Origin of the sequence: Streptomyces sp. NPDC058335, assembly GCF_042723915.1 — a bacterium.
Classification (GTDB): Bacteria; Actinomycetota; Actinomycetes; order Streptomycetales; family Streptomycetaceae; genus Streptomyces.
The window spans coordinates 235,925-257,290 of record NZ_JBHXHX010000004.1 but is presented as its reverse complement, the minus strand read 5'-3'; the positions used below and the strand labels follow the sequence as shown (position 1 = coordinate 257,290).

General features: G+C 70.3%; 19 protein-coding genes and 1 pseudogene. 11 read left to right on the top strand and 9 right to left on the bottom strand.

The features are described from left to right. Positions 1-486 precede the first annotated feature (486 nt). From ACFWJX_RS09240 to ACFWJX_RS09225, 4 genes are all read left to right on the top strand, one after another. A complete protein-coding gene (locus ACFWJX_RS09240) occupies positions 487-1,818 on the top strand; it encodes an ABC transporter substrate-binding protein (protein WP_383239142.1) in 1,332 nt (443 codons plus the stop codon). 34 nt (positions 1,819-1,852) lie between these two features. Continuing rightward, positions 1,853-2,782 carry a carbohydrate ABC transporter permease gene (locus tag ACFWJX_RS09235; RefSeq protein WP_383239139.1) on the top strand — a complete coding sequence of 310 codons (930 nt, stop codon included), beginning with the start codon at positions 1,853-1,855 and terminating at the stop codon, positions 2,780-2,782. Beyond that, a complete protein-coding gene (locus tag ACFWJX_RS09230) occupies positions 2,779-3,615 on the top strand; it encodes a carbohydrate ABC transporter permease (protein WP_383239136.1) in 837 nt (278 codons plus the stop codon). The genes ACFWJX_RS09235 and ACFWJX_RS09230 overlap by 4 nt, the downstream gene beginning before the upstream one ends. A gap of 109 nt (positions 3,616-3,724) precedes the next feature. Further along, the gene (locus ACFWJX_RS09225) at positions 3,725-6,190 is read left to right on the top strand and encodes a CBM35 domain-containing protein (protein WP_383239133.1); all 2,466 of its coding nucleotides are present in this window, start codon (positions 3,725-3,727) and stop codon (positions 6,188-6,190) included. Between the two features lie 100 nt (positions 6,191-6,290). Here ACFWJX_RS09225 and ACFWJX_RS09220 read toward each other — a convergent pair whose 3' ends face one another. From ACFWJX_RS09220 to ACFWJX_RS09210, 3 genes and pseudogenes are all read right to left on the bottom strand, one after another. Then, the gene (locus ACFWJX_RS09220) at positions 6,291-6,824 is read right to left on the bottom strand and encodes a hypothetical protein (RefSeq protein ID WP_383239130.1); all 534 of its coding nucleotides are present in this window, start codon (positions 6,822-6,824) and stop codon (positions 6,291-6,293) included. A 34-nt stretch (positions 6,825-6,858) separates the two neighbouring features. Beyond that, a complete protein-coding gene (locus ACFWJX_RS09215) occupies positions 6,859-9,732 on the bottom strand; it encodes a DNRLRE domain-containing protein (RefSeq protein ID WP_383239127.1) in 2,874 nt (957 codons plus the stop codon). Between the two features lie 231 nt (positions 9,733-9,963). Next, positions 9,964-10,365, bottom strand: a pseudogene (locus ACFWJX_RS09210) (RNA polymerase subunit sigma); the annotation flags it as partial. Between the two features lie 278 nt (positions 10,366-10,643). Here ACFWJX_RS09210 and ACFWJX_RS09205 point away from each other — a divergent pair. Beyond that, positions 10,644-11,219 (top strand): FxLYD domain-containing protein, encoded by a 576-nt coding sequence (locus ACFWJX_RS09205; protein WP_383239124.1) that lies wholly within the window; start codon positions 10,644-10,646, stop codon positions 11,217-11,219. Between the two features lie 45 nt (positions 11,220-11,264). On the opposite strand, the gene ACFWJX_RS09200 is transcribed toward ACFWJX_RS09205, so the two are convergent. Next, positions 11,265-11,510, bottom strand: a complete 246-nt coding sequence (locus tag ACFWJX_RS09200; protein WP_383239122.1) for a hypothetical protein — start codon at positions 11,508-11,510, stop codon at positions 11,265-11,267. Here ACFWJX_RS09200 and ACFWJX_RS09195 point away from each other — a divergent pair. Then, complete coding sequence (locus ACFWJX_RS09195) at positions 11,509-11,949, top strand: OsmC family protein (RefSeq protein WP_383239119.1); 441 nt, start codon at positions 11,509-11,511, stop codon at positions 11,947-11,949. The two genes, ACFWJX_RS09200 and ACFWJX_RS09195, sit on opposite strands and share 2 nt — an antisense overlap. A gap of 98 nt (positions 11,950-12,047) precedes the next feature. Here ACFWJX_RS09195 and ACFWJX_RS09190 read toward each other — a convergent pair whose 3' ends face one another. Then, positions 12,048-13,121 (bottom strand): ABC transporter permease, encoded by a 1,074-nt coding sequence (locus ACFWJX_RS09190; RefSeq protein WP_383239115.1) that lies wholly within the window; start codon positions 13,119-13,121, stop codon positions 12,048-12,050. A 242-nt stretch (positions 13,122-13,363) separates the two neighbouring features. Between ACFWJX_RS09190 and ACFWJX_RS09185 the strand changes: the two genes are divergently transcribed. The 4 genes from ACFWJX_RS09185 to ACFWJX_RS09170 all read left to right on the top strand — a co-directional run bounded on the left by ACFWJX_RS09185 (position 13,364) and on the right by ACFWJX_RS09170 (position 16,617). Further along, entirely contained in the window at positions 13,364-13,534 is a 171-nt protein-coding gene (locus tag ACFWJX_RS09185; protein WP_383239112.1) for a hypothetical protein, read from the top strand. 74 nt (positions 13,535-13,608) lie between these two features. Next, complete coding sequence (locus ACFWJX_RS09180; RefSeq protein ID WP_383239109.1) at positions 13,609-14,328, top strand: phosphodiesterase; 720 nt, start codon at positions 13,609-13,611, stop codon at positions 14,326-14,328. 208 nt (positions 14,329-14,536) lie between these two features. Then, a complete protein-coding gene (gene ctaD / locus ACFWJX_RS09175) occupies positions 14,537-16,249 on the top strand; it encodes a cytochrome c oxidase subunit I (RefSeq protein ID WP_383239106.1) in 1,713 nt (570 codons plus the stop codon). After that, positions 16,246-16,617 carry a hypothetical protein gene (locus ACFWJX_RS09170; protein WP_383239103.1) on the top strand — a complete coding sequence of 124 codons (372 nt, stop codon included), beginning with the start codon at positions 16,246-16,248 and terminating at the stop codon, positions 16,615-16,617. The genes ctaD and ACFWJX_RS09170 overlap by 4 nt, the downstream gene beginning before the upstream one ends. Positions 16,618-16,683: 66 nt before the next feature. On the opposite strand, the gene ACFWJX_RS09165 is transcribed toward ACFWJX_RS09170, so the two are convergent. The 3 genes from ACFWJX_RS09165 to ACFWJX_RS09155 form a co-directional block, all read right to left on the bottom strand. Further along, positions 16,684-17,535 carry a cytochrome c oxidase assembly protein gene (locus tag ACFWJX_RS09165; protein WP_383239100.1) on the bottom strand — a complete coding sequence of 284 codons (852 nt, stop codon included), beginning with the start codon at positions 17,533-17,535 and terminating at the stop codon, positions 16,684-16,686. Further along, positions 17,532-18,014, bottom strand: a complete 483-nt coding sequence (locus tag ACFWJX_RS09160) for a DUF2243 domain-containing protein (protein WP_383239097.1) — start codon at positions 18,012-18,014, stop codon at positions 17,532-17,534. The genes ACFWJX_RS09165 and ACFWJX_RS09160 overlap by 4 nt, the downstream gene beginning before the upstream one ends. Positions 18,015-18,111: 97 nt before the next feature. Next, complete coding sequence (locus ACFWJX_RS09155) at positions 18,112-18,549, bottom strand: SPW repeat protein (protein ID WP_383239695.1); 438 nt, start codon at positions 18,547-18,549, stop codon at positions 18,112-18,114. Between the two features lie 738 nt (positions 18,550-19,287). Here ACFWJX_RS09155 and ACFWJX_RS09150 point away from each other — a divergent pair. Then, positions 19,288-19,626, top strand: coding sequence for a MerR family transcriptional regulator (locus ACFWJX_RS09150; RefSeq protein WP_383239094.1), 339 nt, complete (start codon positions 19,288-19,290; stop codon positions 19,624-19,626). Between the two features lie 47 nt (positions 19,627-19,673). Here ACFWJX_RS09150 and ACFWJX_RS09145 read toward each other — a convergent pair whose 3' ends face one another. After that, positions 19,674-21,092, bottom strand: coding sequence for a DEAD/DEAH box helicase (locus ACFWJX_RS09145; protein WP_383239091.1), 1,419 nt, complete (start codon positions 21,090-21,092; stop codon positions 19,674-19,676). Positions 21,093-21,366: the final 274 nt, after the last annotated feature.

Genomic DNA, 21,366 nt, shown 5'->3' with positions numbered 1-21,366 from the left:
AGGCAGCCGCTCTGACCGAGTGCCGCCGTTGCGTAACCGCTTCCTGAAAGGCCTCGGGGCGGCGCCCGAGTAGCCGTTGTGTAACCGCTTGCCGCCAGCCGACCGACCCCACCGAGCGCCGCCCGTTGTGTAACCGTTTGCCGCCCACCACCGGCCAGACCGAGCACTGCCCGCTGTGTAACCGCTTGCCGCCCACTGCCCCCCCACCACTGCCCCCCCACCACTGCCCCCCACCACCCGGACCGCCCCCCCCGCAGTTGCGAACCCGCTTCCCGGCCGACAACGCAGAGAAGCACCACCCCGACGTCGCCAGACCGCCAGACCGCTAGAGGCCGCCAGACCGCCAGACCGCCACAGACCGCCACAGGCCGCGAAACCGCCCCACGCCGCAGACCGCAGACCGCCCCACCCGCCCCGCCCGCCCCGCCCCCACGCCGCAGACCGCCGCACCCACCCCGCCCCACCCCGTTTCTCGAAAGGCCCGAGATGAAGAGAAGAGTTCTCCCCGCGCTGGCCCTCATATGCGCAGTCGGCCTGGCCGGCACCGCGTGCAGTGACCCCTCCGTCGACAACTCCGGGGACTCCGGCACGGACGCGAAGCAGACGGCGGTCGACCCCACCGCCCGGCTCGACGGTGTGACGCTGACGATGTGGACCGCGCAGAACACCCTCAACGCGCCCAAGCAGGTCGTCGACGCCTTCGAGAAGGCCACCGGCGCCCAGGTCGAGACGCAGGCGATCCCGGACCCGTACGAGCAGAACGTGCCGACCAAGCTTGCTTCCGGGGACAAGCCGGACCTGATGTTCTGGCAGCCGTCCATCTCCACGCTGCCCTTCATCCAGCCGCGGCAGAACCTCCTCGCCCTCGACGGTGAGCCGTGGGTCTCGAAGCTCGGTGACACGGAGCAGTCCCTGGGCGTCATCGACGGCAAGCGGTACGCGGCGATCGTCACCAGTCCCGCCATGCTCGGCGTCTACTACAACAAGGACGTCTTCAAGGCGGCCGGGCTCACCGAAAGCAACTTCCCGAAGTCGTACGACGAGTTGCTGGCCCTCGGCCGTACCGTCACGGACCGCACCGACGCGGCGGGCTTCTACGAGGCCGGCGGCGACAAGTGGCCCCTTCAGTGGCAGATGCAGGTCCAGCTCACCGACCTCGATGAGCAGTGGTGGGCCGGCCTCAACCAGAACAAGGAGAAGTGGACCGACCCGGTCGTCGTCGGAGCGATCAAGAAGTACAAGGAGAAGCTGCTCGACGCCGGGCTCGCGCAGAAGAACTACAGGACCGGCACCTTCACCGGGCAGGCGGACGCCCTCTGGAAGGGCGAGGCCGGCATGGTCCTCAACGTCACGTCCTTCCAGAGCCAGTTGCAGGCCAAGTACTCCACGGCCGAGATCGACAAGAGGATCGGCTGGTTCCCGATCGCCAACTCCTCGGCCACCGGCATGTATTCGCCCGACCAGACCAACGGCGTCGTGGCGTTCAGGACGGGTGACGAGAAGCGGCAGAACGCGGCCCGTCAGTTCCTCGCCTTCTGGCTCGGCCCGGACTACGCCGACTACATCAAGGCGATGAAGATCCCCTCCGTCCAGCCGTCCGTGCCGACGCCCGCCGGCCTTCCGCAGGCCTCCACAGCCCAGGTCGGGGCGCTGCCCAAGGCCATCGGCGTCTTCCAGGCCAAGGCGATCGTCGCCCCCGACACGCACCTCTACCTCGCCGACATGATCTTCGGCAAGAAGACTCCGCAGCAGGTCGCGCAGGCGATCCAGGACCAGTTCGCGCAGGTGGCCAAGGCCCAGGGCGCCACCGGCTTCTAGACCGACCAGACCCCCCACGGGCAAGGACTTACCGATGGCGGACACGGCCATACACACGCGCAAGCAGAAACCGGCGCCCGCCAAGGGCCGGGAGAAAGAGGTGGGACGGCTGCCCCGCGCCGCCGTGCACCACCCCTGGTGGTTCGCGCTCCCCGCGATCGCCGTCTTCGCGGTCTTCTTCCTGGTGCCGAACCTGCTCAACTTCTACTACCCGTTCACCGACTGGTCCTCGTACCACCCGGACATCGCCTTCACCGGCCTGGACAACTTCCGGAGCATCGCCGCCGACGGCTCGCTGCTGCGGGCGATCCGCACCACTTTGCTGTACGCCCTGCTGGCGGCCGTCTTCCAGAACGCGTTCGGGCTGGGGCTGGCACTGCTGCTGGAGGCGGACTCCCGCTTCAACCGGTTCTTCCGCGCCGTCTTCTTCCTGCCGGTGCTCATCTCGGCGCTCGCCACCGGTTACGTCTTCCAGGCGCTGCTGAACCAGGACGGCGCCGTCAACGGCCTCCTCGGCACGGACATCCCCTGGCTCGGCTCGACGACGTGGACGCTGGTCCTGGTCACCGTCATCCACGGCTGGAAGTGGATGGGCCTGTCCATGCTGATCTACCTGGCCGGCCTCAAGGGCATCCCCGGCGAGATGCTGGAGGCCGCGAAGTGCGACGGCGCCGGGCCGTGGCGGACCTTCCGGTCGGTGCGCTGGCCGATGCTGGCGCCGGCTCTCACCTTCAACGTCACCACGGCACTGATCGGCTCGATGAACACCTTCGACATCGTGCAGGCCACGACCGGCGGCGGGCCCGCGGCCTCCACGGAGGTCTTCAACATCTACATGTTCCGGATCTTCGGACAGGGCCTGTACGCCCAGGCCTCCGCGATGAGCCTCGTCCTCTTCCTGGTCGTGGTCGCCGTCGCGGTGCCCCTCGTCATCGGACTGCGCCGAAGGGAGCAACTGCTGTGAGCACCGCCGTGCATCCGGGCTGGCGTTACGGCCGTCCGGCGCTCGTCCTGCTGATCGCCGGGGTCGCCGTCGGCGTACCGCTGTGGCTGGTCGCCGTCACCTCCGCCAAGCCGCAGGCCGAAGCGATCACACCGAACCTGAACCTCCCCCGGCACTGGCAGCCGGGGAGCAACTACGAAGACGCCGTCGGCCAGGGCGAGATGCTGCGCGGCTTTCTCAACTCCCTGCTGGTCGTGGTGCCGTCGGTCGCCCTGGTGCTGATCCTGGGCGCGGGCGCCGCCTGGGTCTTCGCCCGCCGCACATCGAAGCTGGTGTCGGCCGCGTACGCGCTCTGCATCAGCGGGCTGCTGCTGCCGCCCGCCGTCATCACCATCGTGATGGAGCTGCGCCAGCTCGGTCTGGCCGGCACCCGGCCCGGCATGATCGCCGTCTACACCGGGATGTATCTCTCCACGTCGATCTTCTTCATGACCGGCTTCATCCGGGCCATCCCCCTGGAGCTGGAGGAGGCCGCGCGGATGGACGGCGCGACGCCGCTGCGGATCTTCCGGCAGATCATCCTGCCCCTGCTCAGGCCGGTCATCGCCACCGCGACGATCATGGTGATGCTCTACGCCTGGAGCGATGTCTTCTACGCCTTCTTCGTCCTCGGCGGCGGAGACAGGGCGACCCTGCCTCTGAACCTCTACCAGGTCGCCAGCGCCCAGCTCTACCTCAACAACTGGCATCTCGTCTTCGCGTACGTCGTGGTGATGAGCCTGCCCATGGTCGCCATCTTCCTGGTGGCACAGCGAAAGATCGTGTCCGGAATCACCAGTGGAGCCGTCAAATGACCGGAGGTCCCTCAGCGTGAGAACCCCCACCCCCACCCCCGTCCGAGCGAGCCGCATGCGCTCTCGTCCCCGAACCGCCTTTGTCACCGCCGTACTTGGAGCAGCCGTCATGGCAGGCACTCTCCCCGCGGCGGGACCCGCGGCCGCTGCCGACCCGCAGCGCGTCACCGTCGACCTCGCCGCGTCCGAAGGCCCGGTGATGCACGGCGCCAACGGCACGCTGTACGGGCTCAGCGACGACGGCGTGCCCAGCGACGCCGCGCTCGCACCCCTGAAGATCACCAGCATCTCGCAGAAGCCGGAGGGCGGTGCCCAGCACCCCAACGGCGACGCGCTCACCGTCTCCAAGTCGTTCTTCCGCAACGGCGGCGGCGAGATCAACGTGATGATGCAGGACATCTACGCGAAGTGGCCGTACGAGGATCTCGGCATCGACGACTACCTCCCCAAGGTCGACAGGATCGTCAAGGAGGTGGCGGCCGACCCGAACAGTGACAGGTTCGTCTACATCCCCTTCAACGAGCCCGACCAGATCTGGTACAACCTCGGCACCTCCGACCAGGCGCAGTACGCGGCCAACCGGGACCGGTTCCTCAAGGACTGGAAGACGGTGTACCAGCGCATCCGGGCGATCGACCCCGACGCCAGGATCGCCGGCCCCAACGAATCCGCTTACCACACACGCCTGTTGACGGACTTCCTCACCTTCGCCAAGCGCGAGAACGTCCTGCCGCAGATCATGACCTGGCACGAGCTGGACTCCAGCTCTCTGCGGAACTTCCAGGGGAACTACGACAACTACCGCTCGATCGAGAAGAACCTCGGCATCGCCCCGCTGAAGATCAACATCGACGAGTACGCCAACCGCCGCGACCTGTCCGTACCGGGCCAACTCGTGCAGTGGGTCTCGATGTTCGAGCGCAACAAGGTGTACGCCAACCAGGCCTACTGGGACGCCGCCGGCAACCTCGACGGCAATGTCGTGCGCACCAACATCCCCAACGGCGGCTGGTGGTTCTTCCGTTGGTACGCCGGGATGACCGGGAACACCGTCAAGGTGACCCCGCCGCGGGCCGACACGATCGACACCCTCCAGGGTCTCGCCTCGCTGGACACCGCGCGCCGTCAGGCGCAGGTTCTGGTCGGCGGCGCGGCCGGTGACTCCGACGTCGTCGTGCGCAACGTCTCCCGGTCCGTGTTCGGCCGTACGGTCACCGCGACCGTCGCCGAGTCCGCCTGGTCCGGCTACGAGGGACAGCACGCGACGCCGCGCGTCCTCGCGCGCACCAAGGTCCAGGTGGCGGCCGACGGCTCGGTGACCGTCCCGCTGCGCGGCCTGCGGAAGATGTCCGCGTACCGCATCGTCCTCACCCCGGGCGGCGCCGGCACCCCGTCCGCCGCCTCCGTGCCCTGGACCGCCTCCTACGAGGCCGAGGACGCCGCCATCACCGGCGGCCAGGTCTACACCCAGGGCACGGTCAGCAACGCCAACGGTTACGCGGCCTCCGGCACCAAGGACGTCGGTTCCCTCAACCAGCCCTCCAGCAAGGTCGACTTCACGGTGACGGTCCCCGCCGCCGGGACGTACGACCTGGCCATCCTGTACGGCAACCAGGCCGGGACCCCCGCCACCCAGAAGCTGTCGGTCGACGGCGGCGACCCGGTCACCGTCACCTACCCGTCCACCGAGAACTGGACCTACCGCGCCAAGAAGGACGTCACCGTCCAGCTCCAGGCCGGCACCCACGTCCTGTCCCTGGCCAAGGGCGACGCCGAGGTCACCCTCGACCGCATCGACCTCACCGCGGGCACCGGCGAGCCCTCCGCGTCGTACGAGGCCACGCTCGCCGACATCAGCGGAAAGCCGTCGTACGACTACTCCTCGTCGGCCGGGACCGGTACCGGCGCGCTCGTCCTTCGCTCCGGCGACCAGGCGGTCTTCGACGTCTACGCCCCGCGCGACGGTTACTACACGGTTGTCCCGAGAGCCTCGGCGGCGGTGCGGCTGGAGCTGCACGGCGAGAAGGTCACGGCGGCACCCGGCAAGGCACTGAGGCTGTACCTCGTGGCGGGCAACAACCGCGTCACCATGACGGCCGGGCACGCCACCGTCCGCTCCCTCGACGTCTCGGGCGCCGGATCGACCGCCGGCACCCTCTCCTACGAGGGCGCCTCGGCCACCCTCGCGGGCGGTGCCCAGCTCGTCACCTCCGCCCACGCCTCCGCCGGCTCCTACATCGGCTGGCTCGGCAACAGTCCCACCATCACAGCCGAGTTCACGGTGGACGCCCCCAAGGCCGGCCGCTACCTCCTCGTCGTCCACTACGGCCACAACGAGCGACGCGACAACGGCCACTCGTACAACACGGACATCATGTCCCGTACGGCGGACGTCACGGTGGGCACGGCCGCGCCCCGCGAGGTCACCTTCAAGAACACCTGGAGCTGGGACGACTACTGGACGCTGGGCGTCCCCGTCGACCTGAAGGAAGGTTCCAACAAGGTGACGTTCGGCAACGCGAGCGCCTGGGCACCGAACATCGACCGCATCGAACTGGGCCGCGTCATCGGCTGACCCCGCCCACGGACCGTACCGCCCCCCTCAAGACCGGTGCCCCGGCGCGCGCGAGCGCACCGGGGCACCGGGTTGCGGCCCTGCGTCCCTCTCGGGTCGCTCAGCCGCGCCGGACCGTGAACGAGCACCAGGCCGTCCACGCCGATTCGGTGGCACCGTCCTTGACCCGCACCCGCCAGCGGTAGGCGCCGTCGGTCAGGGTGCCCTCGGGCAGCTGGTAGGCGGCGTCATGGCTGGTGTCACTGGTGAGCTGCTTGTGCGAAACCGGTTCCCCGGCAGCCGTGTCGACCTCGAAGGTCACCTTGCGACGCGGCCCCGGCTGGGTGGGCTCGACCGTTCCGGGCGGAGCCACGGACTCCAGAGTGGCGGCCAGGGTGGGCGAGCCGGAGGTCACCAGCGGATCACCCGCCGGGTCGCCGCAGAGCTGGAAGCCCGCGTACGGCCCGTTGGAGATCCGGGGCGTTTCCGGGGTGGGCAGCAGCAGGTCGCCCGGTCCACCGTCCGCCGAGGACGCGGCGGCGGGCTGCGACGAGGCGCCGGCCATGGCGAAGGGGGCCGCGACGGCACCGATCGCGCAGGCCGTGACCAGGGCGAACACCACGCGCCCCGGGCGCTTGCGAAACGTTTTCCGCACACGCATGACTGTCTCTTCTCTCCTCATCGGGCGACTACTTGACGTAGAGCGTGTGGTCGGGCCCCGGCGCCTGGACCTGGGTGCACTGGTACGACGTCCAGCGGTGCTCGGCCAGGAGCCGCTTGCCGACCTCCTCGCAGCCCGCGAGGTTGTGCAGGTCCTCGTACTTCGTCCAGGAGGCCGCCGTGTTGGGCTTCAACCGGTTGGCCACGGTGTAGGCGGCCGCGTTGCCGCCGGCGGTGACGCCGTCGGTGCCGTCCCACCGGTAGTGCACGCCCAGCCAGACGCGGCCGACAGCGTTCTCCGTCGCGGCGGCGGAGATGCTGGAGAACGTCCTGGTCACCCCGATGGCGTTGGGGTCCTCCGTGGTGGCCGTCCAGGAGATCCGGTCGGTCCCGAACCAGTCGCGGGTGGCCCTCGCCCAGGCGCCCGCAAAGGTCGCGTGGCCCGAGATGTAGGCAGGGAAGGCGGGGCTGAAGTGGTTGCCGTTGGCGTCCTGGGACAGCGGCTGCCAGTTGGCGTCGGCGGTCGTGCCGGCGTTGCCGTCGCCGTCCAGGCGGATCGCGGACTCCGGGCGCCACAGGTCGATGTCCGTCTGGTACTTCATGTCCCAGGCGACGACGGCCGCGTCCGCCATGGAGAAGGCGGTGAGGGCGAACAGCTTGGCGTTGCCCGAGACGGCCATCCCCTGCTGACGGGAGAGGATCTGGGTGTGTTCGAACAACTGGCCCGGCGGCTTGTACGTGGTGTCGAGGTCGTTCGCCCAGAACAGGGCCGCCTGCGTCTGGTCGGCGGTACGGGTGGTGGAGTCCGCGCCGCCGAGGCCCTTCACGTCGTTGACCTGGTCGGCGTACGCCTGGCTCGGCAGCAGCGTGCTCATCTGCGTGTGCCCGCCGGGCCCGGCCGGGCGGAACTGGGTGCTGGACGCCATGCCGAACGGCTTGACCTTGCCCCAGTCCGGAGTGGCGCCGTCACCGGTGCCGGTCGGCCTCCAGTAGCCGGGCTGGGTGCTGCCGGTGTACGGCGCGGCGGGCGCCGAGCCGTCGTTCTGCCGGGCCGCGATCATGGCCGCGGCGGCCTTCTGGCCGACCTCGCTGCCGGCCGCGCGCTGCTCCGCGGTGACCGCGGCCGGGATGGTGGAACGGGCGGCGGCTATCTCGTCGTCGAAGTTGTAGCCCGGATACACCGACCTCAGGACGTCGAAGGCGGCGTGGTCGATGGCGCTGTTCACATCCGGCAGGGCGCCGTTGGAAGCCGTGGCCTTCACCAGGTAGGCGGCGCCGAGACACTTGGTCGCGCCTTCGGCACAGCGCGCTGAGTTGGCGGCGTCGTAGATCGCGCCGTGCATCATCGCCCCGGCGCGGGCGAGCGGGCCGGGAGCCCCGCCGACCTGTCGGAAGGTCGCCTGGAGCACGTCGTTCCAGTAGACGACGTGGTCCTTCACCGGGTCCGCCGGGGTCTCGTACGTGACCAGGACCGACGGCGCCACCTGCGGCGAATCGGCGGAGGCGAAGATCTTGAACGCCTTGTGGTCCGCCTCGTCGGTCGCCCGCAGACCGACGGTGTCCACCGTGCGCTCCGTCTGGGACCACTGCTTCACGAGCCCGGTGATGTCCTCCGTGATCCACCGGGGACCGCAGTCGGTGTACCCGTGCGTCTGGGTGGACGTGGTCACCTTGGCACGCCAGGCGGGCTGGCTGCTCCAGCGGGTCGCGGCCGACGCGTTGCCGGTGTCCCAGATCTCCCAGGACCGTGGCTCACAGGAGTCCGACCAGGTGGCGTACAGGTTCAGCTCGGCGTTGAGGATGTCCTGGCCGGTCACCGCGGTGCTGCGCGGGAAGTTGATGAACGAGCGGGCCTCGGTCTTCTGCCACTCGCGGCCGATGTTGAGGCCGACGCCCGCGGAGAGGTCCGCGGTCTCGCCGTTGCGGACGGTGGTGTCGAAGTTGGTGCCGAAGTACACGGCGGGGTCGATCGTGACCGGGTACTTCGTGGCCTTGTCGGCCAGGAAGCCCTTGTCGGCCCGGACCGTGAGGTCGAATCCGTCCGACTGCCGGACCACGTCGAGGTCGACGCGGGCCCTGCGCGCGCCGACGGCGCCGTCGCGACCCGCGGAGGCGTCCCACATGAAGGGCGTCGGCGCGTGGCCGACCTTCTCGCCGGTGCGGGCGTCGGTCAGCACCAGCGTCTCGTCGGCCTTCTGGCTCACCTCGAGTCCCTTGGTGCGCACGGGGAGGGTGAAGGTCGCGGCACGCTGCGCCGCCTGGCGGTCCGCCACCACGAGGTACTGCTCGAAACCGGTCCGGGTCGCCTCGACGACGAGATCCGTCCCTGGTGCGACGTCCTCGTAGGTGGCCTTCGGGCCGTCCAGCCGGGGCGCGGGCAGCGCGCCCTGCCAGCCGAGGGCGATCTCCCGGTCGCCGCTGCCCAGGGTGACCAGGTCACCCCCGGAAGCCCCGGTACGCCCGGCGAGACGCAGGCCGCGCGGGTGCGCCTCGGCCCGTACCGAGCCGTCCGGGTTCTGGACGAGGTCGACATCGACGTCGACCCAGCGGCCGTGGTCCCGGAACCGCACGGGTCCGGCGAAGGATTCCTGGGACATGGTGCCGTCGGGGTTCGCCCACAGGGTGGTGCGCTCGGTGCGGGCGCCGATCACTTCGATGCGCCGCCCCTGCGCCTGGGCGGTGAGTCGCGCGTTCGCCTCTTCGCGTGCCGTGGCTGAGGCCGGTGCGGCAGGTGCGGTGGTCCCGGTCCGGGAGGAGGCCACCGGCTCGGCGGCGTGGGCGACGGCGGAGAGGCTCAGCGCGACGCCGGCTTCCGCGAGGAGGGCCAGTGCCAGAGAAACGGCGAGACCGAATGTTCGGCCCCGCCGAGCCGGTCCGCGGGACCGGCTGGTGGTTCTGTGCACGCCGTACTCCTTCGATCAAAAGGGAACAGACGTGCGACATGCTGCCAATGGCCGGGTTGCCATGTCCATGCTTCGTCTCGGAACCGGCACGTGATCATGCCAACGCCGGAATGCGGAACTCCGTAGTCGGTCGAATACGTATCGTCGCCGCTCGGCCGAACCAAGGTTTGACGCAGCGAGCACCTCTCACGGAGGCTCCAGAGGGAGTGCCGGCTTTCGGCCACTCGTCCGGCCCGCGGGAAATCGCGCCGGCGCGGCCAGGGCGCGCCGCCTCGGGCCCTCCGCGTCGAGCCGGTCCTCGATACGGACGATGTCGTCGGCCTCCAGCAGCCTCCGGCCGGAGAGCGCAGACCCGTTCCGCCTGCCGGGCGACCCGGTGGCGCTCGACGACACGGCATGCGCGCGACGCCGTACAGCCAGGCCGTCTCGCTACCGAGGCGCGGCCGGTAGGCGTGGGCCACCGAGTCGAGGACGGCGAAGAAGATCTCGGCCGTCAGACCGGCGGCGGTGCGGATCGTCGACACGCCGGGCCACGCAACGCAGCACCGCGTCCACGTGACGCCCATAGAACTCCCCGCAGAGTCGTGGGTCAGATACCGGCGCGGCGGACCCATGTCGCCGGTGTTCTCCCAAGGGACTTGACCTGCTTCTTGGACCGGGCGCGAAAGGCGTTACAGAACTAGCCGGGGGACGTGGTGGAAACCTGGCGGACGAAGCCGCCCGTCGGACCCTCCCGAGTGGCTGCGCCGCCGCATCGCCCAGATCATCGGTAGGGGGCCCCGGGCCCCACCTCGAGAGGCGGGCGTGGAGCGCCGCGAGTGTCGCGGCTGCCGCCGGTGGCCGGGATGCGGCACCCGGTCCGGCCGCACCCCGTGAGGCCATGCGCAGCGAGACGCGGGAGGACCGCACCGATGGACACGCACCGGACCCGGACGACGTCACGACGAAGGCACCCGGCGGGCGGACGGCGGCCCGCCCTGGCGACCGCGGCGCTGGCGCTCGTCCCCGTCGTCGGCATGACGGCGCTCGCCGCATGCGGCTCGGACGACGACGGCGACACGAGTCCGTCCGCGAACGTACGGACCTCGGCGCCCGCCACCGCCTCCTTCACCGGCACGGCGCCGTCCGCCCTGGAATCGCTCGCGGCGTCCGCGAAGGCGTCGGTCTCTGCCGCCGCGTCCTCCGCCTCGGCCCGTGCCTCGGAGTTCGAGGCCTCGGTGTCCGCCGACGTCTCCCTCACCGGTAAGCCGCGAGCGGAGACCGGCGGACTGCTCGCCGTCGTCGTGCACATCACCAACCGTTCCGACGACACCGCTTCCTACGCCGTCCAGGTCGACTTCCGCGACCCCGACGGCAAAGTCGTCGAAACCCGTTACGCCGGCGCCGAAGACCTCGCACCGGGTGAGCGGGCACAGCCCCTGGCCATCAGCCGTAAGCCCCCCGAGCCGCAACTGACGGCGGAGATCGCCAAGGCCCAGCGGTACTGAGCTGCTGCCCGACCGGTGCTCCGCTTGCGGGGCCCGTCCTTCCCGTCAGCCCGAGGTAACGCCCGTCGACTCGTTGTCCAGGGAGCGGACGTGGATGTTGGTGATGCAGCCGCCGTACAGGCGCAGGCAGGCCCACCAGTCGGTGACGTACGGCGACACGTCGACCCGTCGGCCCTGCTTCTGGCAGCCGAACGAGATCCAGGGGACCTCAGACGTACGAGGGCGGGGCGGCCGTCGGCCGGTGGGCCTACCCGGCGGTGAGGCATGCGCGCCTACTACTGTCCGTCGCATGACCGAAAACACCTTGCGCTCCGTCACCGTCGAGCGGACCGGCACCGGACACTTCACGGCCACGAATCCGCGCGGCGGCACGATCAGTTTCGGAACCGGTTCCGAAGGCGGGGGCGAAACCGACTTCACGCCGGTCGAACTGCTGCTCGCCGCGCTCGGGGGCTGCACGGCCGTGGACGTCGACGTCGCTACCGCCCGCCACACCGAGCCCACCGAATTCACCGTCACCGTGACCGGCAACAAGGTCGGCGACGAACTCGGCAACCGGCTGACCGACCTCGCCGTCACCTTCTCCGTCGCCTTCCCGGACGACGAAGCCGGTGCCCGCGCCCGCGCGATCCTCCCCCGAGCGGTCAAGGTCTCCCACGACAAGCTCTGCACGGTCAGCCGGACCGTGGAGATCGGCACACCCGTCACCGCGACGGTCAAAGACGCCTGACCGGCCCTTCTTCGTGCTTGCCCTGGCTCCGGAAGCCCAAGGTGAGGACGGAACCCCTGGTGAGAGTCGCCGAGAGCCTGCTCGGGCACCCGCGGATGTCAGGCGGCCCCCGCGTCGGCACCGGCGTCCGGGCGGGTCTCGCGGCCTCCCGGATGCCGATGGCGCCAGGTCCAGAACACCCCGCAGGACACCACGGCCCACCCAGCCAACACCAGGAAGGGGAAAGCGTGTTGATGCCCGGCGAAGTACACCGCCGTGTGCTGGGCATTGACCGAGGCCCCCGGCGGAAGCCAGCGGCCGATCAGGCCCAGCGGGGAGGGCAGCAGGGGCCAGGACACCGCGCCGCCCGACGACGGATTGCCCAGCAGGACCATCAGCCCCCAGGTCGGCAGCATCGCCCAGCGGCCCACGAGAGTGTTGAACATCGTGAAGACCATGCCGCTCGTGAACATCGTGAGCGCCAGGATCAGCCACGACTCGACGAACGGCAGATCGAGCGCGCCCAGCAGCCAGTCCACCGTCGCGGCGATGGCCAGCCCGCCCAGCAGCGCGTACAGGGCGGTGCAGGCGATGCGCTCGACCGGCGTGAGGGCCCGCGCGTGCACGCTGAGCTGGATCGCGCCGACGAACCCGATGATCACGGCGGCGAGCGAGATGTAGAAGATGGCCAGCCCTCGCGGATCGCCCTCCTGGAGGGGCTTGATGTCCCGGACGGTGACGGCTACGCCCGTCTGCCGGCCCACGCCGGGCGCCGCCTCGGCCAGCACCTCCGCGACCGAGGCCCCGGACGCGGAGGAGAGGTCCAGCACGACGGCCCGTTCCCCCTTCCGCACGTCGACGATCGCGAAGACCCGCTGCTCATCGACCGCCGTCCGGGCTTCGGCCGCGGTGTCGTAGGGATGGATCTTCACCGCGGTGTTGAGGGCCCTCTCCATGCCGTCGAGGAATCGTCGGCCCTCGGGCTGCGCGGGTGAACCGACCAACGCGGTGGGGATGGAGCGTGGTGTCGGGTCGGCCATCGTGTAGGTGTAGGACCCCGCGAACAGGGCCGCCGCCGCCGTGAGGATCAGCACGAGCACGACCGCGGGCAGGAAGGGAGACTCCTTGAACCTGTCCCACCCTCGGGTCGGAGGGGAGGACTCACCACCGGCATCTTGTGGCAATTCGGGCATGCGGGCCACGTTAGCCGCCCGGACCCCGGTGCCTGCCGAGCCACGGCGCCTTGGAATGTCCGCGAAACGACAGCGCCCACCCGCTGAGACGCCGGTGCCCGTGCGGTGCGGAACATCGGCGGAGCCCGGCGACCGGAGCCCTCGGACATGTGCGGCGGGCAGGCAGTCGGGGGGCAGGCAGTCGGGAGCCGGCGTGCCGCGCGCCGGCCCGGGTACCCGGCCGCCCACTGGAGGGAGGCCGCATGAGTGACCAGACGCCGTCCCGGGCGGAGCGTGAGACCACGGACGACCGGGGCCAGGACCGGGACCCGGGCCAGGACCGGGACCGGGACCGGGACCGGGGCCAGGAAACGGGCGCGCAGACGGAGGAGGAGAGGAGCGAGGAATGGGAGAGCGGCTGGTCCGGTCCGTGAGAGGTCTCGGCTCGTCGCACGACGACATCGGCGGCCGCGGGGGACCACGCACCGCACCGTGGCCACGGCCGCCCATGAGGGTCGTCGAGGCCGTCTTCCGGGTGCTGGCCAGGCTGCGTGGCGCCCCGGCGCTGCATCCTCGCGGACTGATGTGCACGGCAGAGCTGGACGTCGTGGCCGACGAGCGCGAGCCGTGGGGGGTGAAGTGGCTGGATGCACCACGGCTGGACGCCCCACGGCGGTACGCCGCGACGGCACGCCTCTCCAGAGCGGCCGGCCTGCCCCGGCGCCTGCCCGACGGTCTCGGGCTGGCCGTACGGTTGGAACAGGCCGCCGGACCGGGCCGGCCGCTCGACCTGCTGCTCACGAGCAGTGGCCGGGGCCGGATCACCTGCCGTCTGCCACGGTTGCGTGCCGACGCGCTGGGCGGCCCGTACTCCAGCCTCCTGTCCTACCGTGTCGGCGGACACCCCTGTGTGCTTGCCGCCTTCCCGCGCCGCTCCGGTCGGGCACCGGTACACGGCGATCCGGTGAGTCTGCGCGCGGCCCTGGCCGCCGGACCACTCGTCTTCGACCTCTGCGCCGGAACCGCCGACGGGGCATGGCGTGCGTTCGCCGTGCTGACCGTACGAAGTCCGCTGCCCCTCGGGCAGGAGGAGAGCGCGGACTTCGACATCTACCGGCACAGCGCCGAGGGATTCAGCCCCGGCAGGACGCTGGCCGCGACTCGTCGCGCGGCCTACCGGGGCTCCCGCGCGGGTCGCCGGGGTCTGGGTCGGGGCCGGACAGGCTGACGCCGCGTTCCGGCGGGTGTCTGCGTCCCTCGTTCGGCTGAGAAGGGGACGCTGCCGGGCGTGGTGCCGAAACGGCGGGCGTGGTTTCCGCTGGGCTGGTTGCACACTGCCTCACCCGACCTCCGGCTCGACGAAGGAACAGGACTGGGACGCAACTCCCAGTGCGTCCGTGTCGACCGGGACCATCCACTGCCGACCGAGGAATCTGATGGCGACCCATACCGAGCCCGTTGCTCCCGTGCCCGCGGTGGAGCGCCGCGGCCGGGGCCACGTGATCGTCACCTGGCTGACCACGACCGATCACAAGAAGATCGGTCACCTCTACCTGATCACGTCGTTCGGCTTCTTCCTGCTCGGCGGAGCACTGGCTCTGGCGATCAGGGCGGAGCTGGCCAGGCCAGGACTGCAACTGCTGTCGAACGAGCAGTACAACCAGGCGTTCACGATGCACGGCACGGTCATGCTGCTGCTGTTCGCCACACCGACGTTCGCCGGGTTCGCGAACGCGATCATGCCGTTGCAGATCGGCTCCCCGGATGTCGCCTTCCCGCGGCTGAACATGCTCTCGTACTGGCTGTTCCTCTTCGGCGGCCTGATCGTGATCAGCAGTCTGATGGTCCCCGAGGGTGCCGCGGACTTCGGCTGGACCGCCTACACGCCCCTCAGCGGCGGCGAGCGCACCACTCAGCTGGGCGGTGACCTGTGGGTCATGGGGCTCGCGCTGAGCGGGTTCGGGACGATCCTCGGCGCGGTCAACTTCATCACCACGATCATCTGCATGCGCGCACCGGGCATGACCATGTTCCGGATGCCGATCTTCACCTGGAACGTGCTGCTCACCTCGGTGCTGGTCCTGCTCGCCTTCCCCGTCCTGGCGGCCGCTCTCCTTGCCCTGGAGGCGGACCGCAAGTTCGGCGCGCACATCTTCGACCCGGAGAACGGCGGGGCCCTCCTGTGGCAGCACCTGTTCTGGTTCTTCGGCCACCCCGAGGTGTACATCCTGGCCCTGCCGTTCTTCGGTGTGATCACCGAGATCCTCCCGGTGTTCTCCCGCAAACCGATCTTCGGCTACATGGGACTGGTCGGCGCCACCATCGCCATCACCGGTCTGTCCGTGACCGTATGGGCTCACCACATGTTCGCCACGCAGGCCGTGCTGCTGCCGTTCTTCTCGTTCATGAGCTTCCTGATCGCCGTGCCGACCGGAGTGAAGTTCTTCAACTGGATCGGCACGATGTGGAAGGGCTCGATCTCCTTCGAACCACCGATGCTGTGGGCGGCCGGCTTCCTCGTCACGTTCCTCTTCGGCGGACTGACCGGCGTCCTCCTCGCCTCGCCGCCGATGGACTTCCACGTCACGGACAGCTACTTCGTCGTCGCCCACTTCCATTACGTCCTGTTCGGCACGATCGTCTTCGCGATGTTCGGCGGATTCAGCTTCTGGTGGCCGAAGATGACCGGCACCATGCTGGACCACCGCCTGGAGAAGATCCACTTCTGGACCCTGTTCGTCGGCTTCCACACCACGTTCCTGATCCAGCACTGGCTCGGCGCCGAGGGCATGCCCCGCCGCTACGCCGACTACCTCGCCGCCGACGGCTTCACCGCCCTCAACACCATCTCCTCCATCGGCGCCTTCCTCCTGGGCCTGTCCACCCTCCCCTTCCTCTACAACGTCTGGAAGACCGCACAGAAGGGGGAGCGGGTCGAGGTCGACGACCCCTGGGGCTATGGCCGCTCCCTGGAATGGGCCACTTCCTGCCCGCCGCCGCGCCACAACTTCGTCACCCTGCCGCGCATCCGCTCCGAATCACCCGCCTTCGACCTGCACCACCCCGAACTCGCCCAGATCGAACAGGAGGCGAACGCCGGCCAGCGAGACGCCATCGACGCCGAAGGCCACAAGGGAGAACCGCGGTGAAGCACGGGTGGCACCCCGCACCCGACGGGCGGGACGGCGTCCTGGCCGCCGAAGCCGAGGGCTACCTTCTCGCCCGTGCCCACCGTGAACAGGCCCACCGCGAGGCCGAAGACCTCTGCGCCCGCCTGCCCTGGCTGACCACCGCCCAGGCCGACGACCTCGCCCACCACTACATCCGGCAGCGCAACCACCTCACCCGCCTGATGTTCCAGGAAACGCTCCGCCGAGCCGCCGAGCTCCGGCAGGAGTACGAGAGCCGGTACGCCGTCCTACGGCGCGACCTGCTCAGACGCCACGCCGCGTTCGCCTGCGCCCTCCTCACCTGCGCCGCCGGAGTGAGCACGGCGGCCGGCCTCTTCGCCCGCTAGACCGCTCAGGCCGGTACCCCGGGATGCCACGGACGGTGGGCATCCTCGAGCGCCGACGGTGGGACATCACCCGTCGGACCTCGCGACCGCTCCCGCCGCGAGGTCCTCGCCCCGTCCCCGGCCGGAGCGGCGGGCGTGGGCGCGCCCGGTGGCGCCGTACCACTGGACGGCGATTGTGACGGCCAGTGCGATCTCGATGAGGTCACCGCCGTAGTACATCAACTGGGCGCCGGTGCGCAGGTCGCCGGTGGCGAAGGCGGTGCCGGGCGGCGGTGCCCCGTACAGCCCTTTGGCGAGCACCGCATGGGCGGCGCCGACGGTCAGTACGGCGGTGCCGCGCGCCGCGAGGCTCCAGCGACGGCGGACCGGATCCAGTTGGCAGACCGAGAACGTGAAGATCAGTCCGGCGGCCAGTACGTGCGTGTGCGTGACGACGTGCAGCACGGGGTGCTCGTGCGTGGCGGCGAGGAGTCCGGTCCGGTAGAGCAGCCACAGCCCGGCGACGTCCGCCAGCGCCGCCACTGGAGGGGAGAGCAGTACGGCGACGGGTCCCGAGTGCGCTGCCCGCAGCAGGCCGCGCCGCACCTTCCCCGGAGCCAGGCCGCGCAGAGCCAGCGTGAGGGGCCTGGCGAGGACCAGCAGCAGTGGGGCGACCATGCCGACGATCAGGTGTTGTGCCATGTGCCTGGTGAACGGCCCGCCCGGTGGTTCCGCCGACATGGCCCAGGTCATGGCGCCGCAGCCGGAGATGAAGGCAGCGTCCCGCGCCCACGGCCAGGTGTCCCCGCGGCGGCGCAGCCGCCGGGCGGTCACGAGATACACCACGGCCGCTGCCAACGCGGCGACAGCGGCGCTGAGTTCGACGGTTGCGCCCCACTGGGTGACGGCGGCTCCGGGGTGGACGTGGACCTGTCTCACGCCGTCGGCCCTGTCCCGTTGCGGCGGGCCGCGCGGACGGTCAGGGCACAGCCGACGAGGAGCAGGACCAGGCCACCCAGATTCCATGCCCAGTCGTACGGGGTGACGTCCACGCCGTACCGGATCTGGTGCACCCGCAGCACTTTGTGGTCCACGATCCCGTCGAACAGTTGGAACAGACCCAGGCCCAGGAAGATGCCCGCCCGCAGATGGGCGGCGGCCATGACCCCACGGCGGCGCAGGTCGGCGGAGAGAAAGAAGCCGGCGACGAGGGCGAGGAGTTCGGCGGTGTGCAGCAGGCCGTCGGAGAGCAGGCCGACACCGGTGGTGGACCGGTCGTAGAAGTGGTGCCAGCCCAGGAGTTGGTGGAAGACGATCTCATCCGCCGCGGCCATGACGGCCATGCCGATCAGGAGACCTGCCCCCAGGGACCTCCGGTGCTCGGGACGCGGGCCGTGGCCGGTGGGCGAGGACGTCATCGACTGTCCCCGCCCCCGGCCGGGTGCCCCGCGGCACCGTGATGAGGTTCCGCGCTCCTGGGCGGCACTCGGATGGGTCCCGGCACCGCTACCGGGCCTACATGCCGGGGTCGCGTCGAGGCGACCGCCTCTCCCGTGCGACGGCGCTCGCGGCCAGCGCCAGCAGGAGGCCGAGGACTCCGACGATGACATTGTTCACGACGGTCCGGGTGGTGCTGACGTCCCCGGACACCGCCCAGGGGGCGATGATCGTCCAAAGGCTCAGCGCGCAGGCGGCCCACGCCATGCTGTGCGTGCGTTCGTAGGCGCGACCGAAGCCGCCGCTCATCAGCAGCGCATAGCCGATACCGACGATCAGGTTGTTGACCGCCAGTGCGGACAGCCCGCTGAAACCGGCGATCCACGGGGAAGCCGCCAGATACACACCGGTGAGGAAGGCGAGGGCCTCGACGGCCTGCGCCATGGGGGTACTGGTGGCTCGTTCCGCCATTTCGTGTCGGGCACGCATGTCGACGATGTCGGGATGGGTCTCCATCGACGACCTGGGAGAAGTGGTCACTGCGCTCACCTCCGGAGCGTCCGGTCTGTCTTTCGATGTCCACGGGTACCCCCGCTGTCCGTCGCTTCAACCAATCGCTGTCCGTCGCTTCAACCCATGCGGAGGAGGCGGCTTCCCGCCGCCCGGGATCGCGGTCGGAGGAACACAGGGGGACGCCCTCGCGCGATCTTGCTTCGCGCCGGTCGCCGGTCCGGACGTTGCTCGTCAACGCGTACGACCCTGTGGTCCGCAGTGATCATCCGGCGCGGGCCGGAGAGGGCAGTGGACGAGGCGAGCCGGTCATGCCGGAGCGGTCGGTGGGCGTCGTGCCCGATCCGGTGGGGCCGAAGAAAATCTGTCGTGGCGGCGGTAGACATTGAGATGTACGGGAGCTAGCGTTGTTCTCGTACTCAGCAAGTCGAACACAGGCGGCAGGACGAGCTGCCGCACAGAAGACGCAGAAGCCGTAAGTACCGAAACCGCGCAACCGAATGAGGTGAGGAGCAGACGCCATCAGGATCGCCCGGGTGAGGACGAACAACCGCCCGGGTGCCGCAGGCCCCAGATCGGAAGGTGGTCCACGGTCACGCATTTGCGATCCCCGCAGTCCCGCCCCCGTGGGCGGGCAGGCGGAACAAGAAAGCCGGAGCAGTCAGCCGGTAGATGGTGTTGAAACCTCGGGGCCCGGGCGCCAGCGCTCGGGCCCCCCGACGCGTCCTTGGAAAGAAGAGGTCTATGCCGCCTGCCGGCCCCCGCACCCCCGACCCGCTCGATGACGACGACTATCCCGCCTACACCATCGGCCGGGCCGCAGACATGCTCGGCACCACTCCCGCGTTCCTCCGCGCCCTGGGGGAAAACCGCTTGATCGCGCCCCTGCGATCCGAGGGCGGCCACCGCCGCTACTCCCGCTACCAGCTGCGCATCGCGGCCCGTGCCCGGGAACTCGTCGACGCCGGCACCCCCATCGAGGCCGCCTGCCGGATCATCATCCTCGAGGACCAGCTCGAAGAGGCCAGGCGCATCAACGAGGAGCTGCGCACCCAGGCGGAACGGCGCAAGACCTCCGCCTGACCCGCGGCAGAAAGTCCTGACCGAGCGCGGGGGCCGTCCGTTCCTCGTCAGCGGCCCTTGCGCACCCGGGCCGCCGCACGGGCCTCCGCCGTCCTGCGGGCCTCGGCGGTCTTGCGGGACTCCTTGGCGGCTCCGGCCGGACGGGTGCCGAGGCCACGGAAGGGCGCGTTGCCGCCGGTGCCCTTCGTCCCGGCCGGCGGGCGCTTGGCTCCGGTGATGGCGGTCAGCGCCGCCTCACCGGAGCGGACCTGCGTGACCGTGGGCCGGATCCCGGCCTCGGACATCATCCGGTTCACCTCGCGCCGCTCGTTGGGCGTGACCAGCGTGACCACGCTGCCGGACTCCCCGGCGCGCGCCGTACGCCCGCCACGGTGCAGGTAGTCCTTGGCATCGGCCGGCGGGTCGACGTTGACGACGAGGTCGAGGGCCTCGATGTGGATGCCCCGCGCGGCGACATTGGTGGCCACCAGCACGGTGACCTCGCCGTTCTTGAACTGGGCCAGCGTGTGCGTCCGCTGCGGCTGTGACTTGCCGCTGTGCAGGGCCGAAGCCCGTACGCCACTGGCCCGCAGGTGGCGGGTGAACTGGTCCACGGCGGCCTTGGTGTCCAGGAACATCAGCACCCGGCCGTCCCGCGCGGCGATCTCCGTCGCGGTCGCGTACTTGTCGGCGGCGTGGATGTTCAGGACGTGGTGTTCCATCGTGGCGACCGAGCCGGCCAGCTGGTCGACCGACGCGAGAACCGGGTCGTGCAGGTGGTCCCGCACGAGCTGGTCGACGTTGCGGTCGAGCGTGGCCGAGAACAGCAGCCGCTGCCCGTCGGCGGGGATCTGGTCGAGGATGGCCGAGACCTGCGGCAGGAATCCGAGGTCGCACATCTGGTCCGCCTCGTCCAGCACCGTGATCCGCACGTGGTTCAGATGGCAGTCCCGGCGCGACAGCAGGTCGGTGAGCCGTCCCGGCGTCGCGATGACGACGTCGACGCCGTCCCGCAGCAGCGCCGTCTGCTTGTTGATCGACAGGCCTCCGACCACCGTCGCGAGTCGCACGCCCAGCGTCCGGGCGTACGGCTCCAACGCCTCGCCCACCTGCTGGGCGAGCTCCCGGGTCGGCACCAGGATCAGCGCCCGCGGACGCTTCGACTCCGCCCGACGGCCCGCCGTACGGACCAGGAGAGCGAGGCCGAAGGCCAGCGTCTTGCCGGAGCCGGTCCGCGCGCGGCCGAGGACATCGCGGCCGGCCAGGGCGTTGGGCAGGGTCGCCGCCTGGATCGGGAACGGCTCCGTCACCCCGAGGCCGGTCATCGCCGTCAACAGCTCCGGCGGCAGGCCGAGCGCGTCGAAGGACGCGGCCGCCGGCAGGCCGGGGGCGACGGGCTGCGGTGTGGAGAGGTCACCCTGCGGCGCCGTCGCCGACCGGTGCTTTCCGGCACGCGGGTGTCCGGGGGCCGGCGACTTACCGTTCATGGGAAACCTTCCTCGGTGTGAACGCCCGGAACGCGCCGGGGTCCGTACCCGTTGGTACGGACCCCGGCGGTGTCGAAGCGTTCCCCCATTTTACCAGCGGCCGAGCGGCGGGCGTGGTGACGGAGGTGGCGCGGGGCAGGGGGACGCACGAACAAGCCGCACAAGGCTGGAACCACGACGAGGCCTCCCTGCGTTGAGCAGTAGACAGGCGAGGAGTGCGTCCTGGCGAGTGGCGCGTTGTCGCCAGGACGCGAGGGCACCGGAGGGGGCTGCT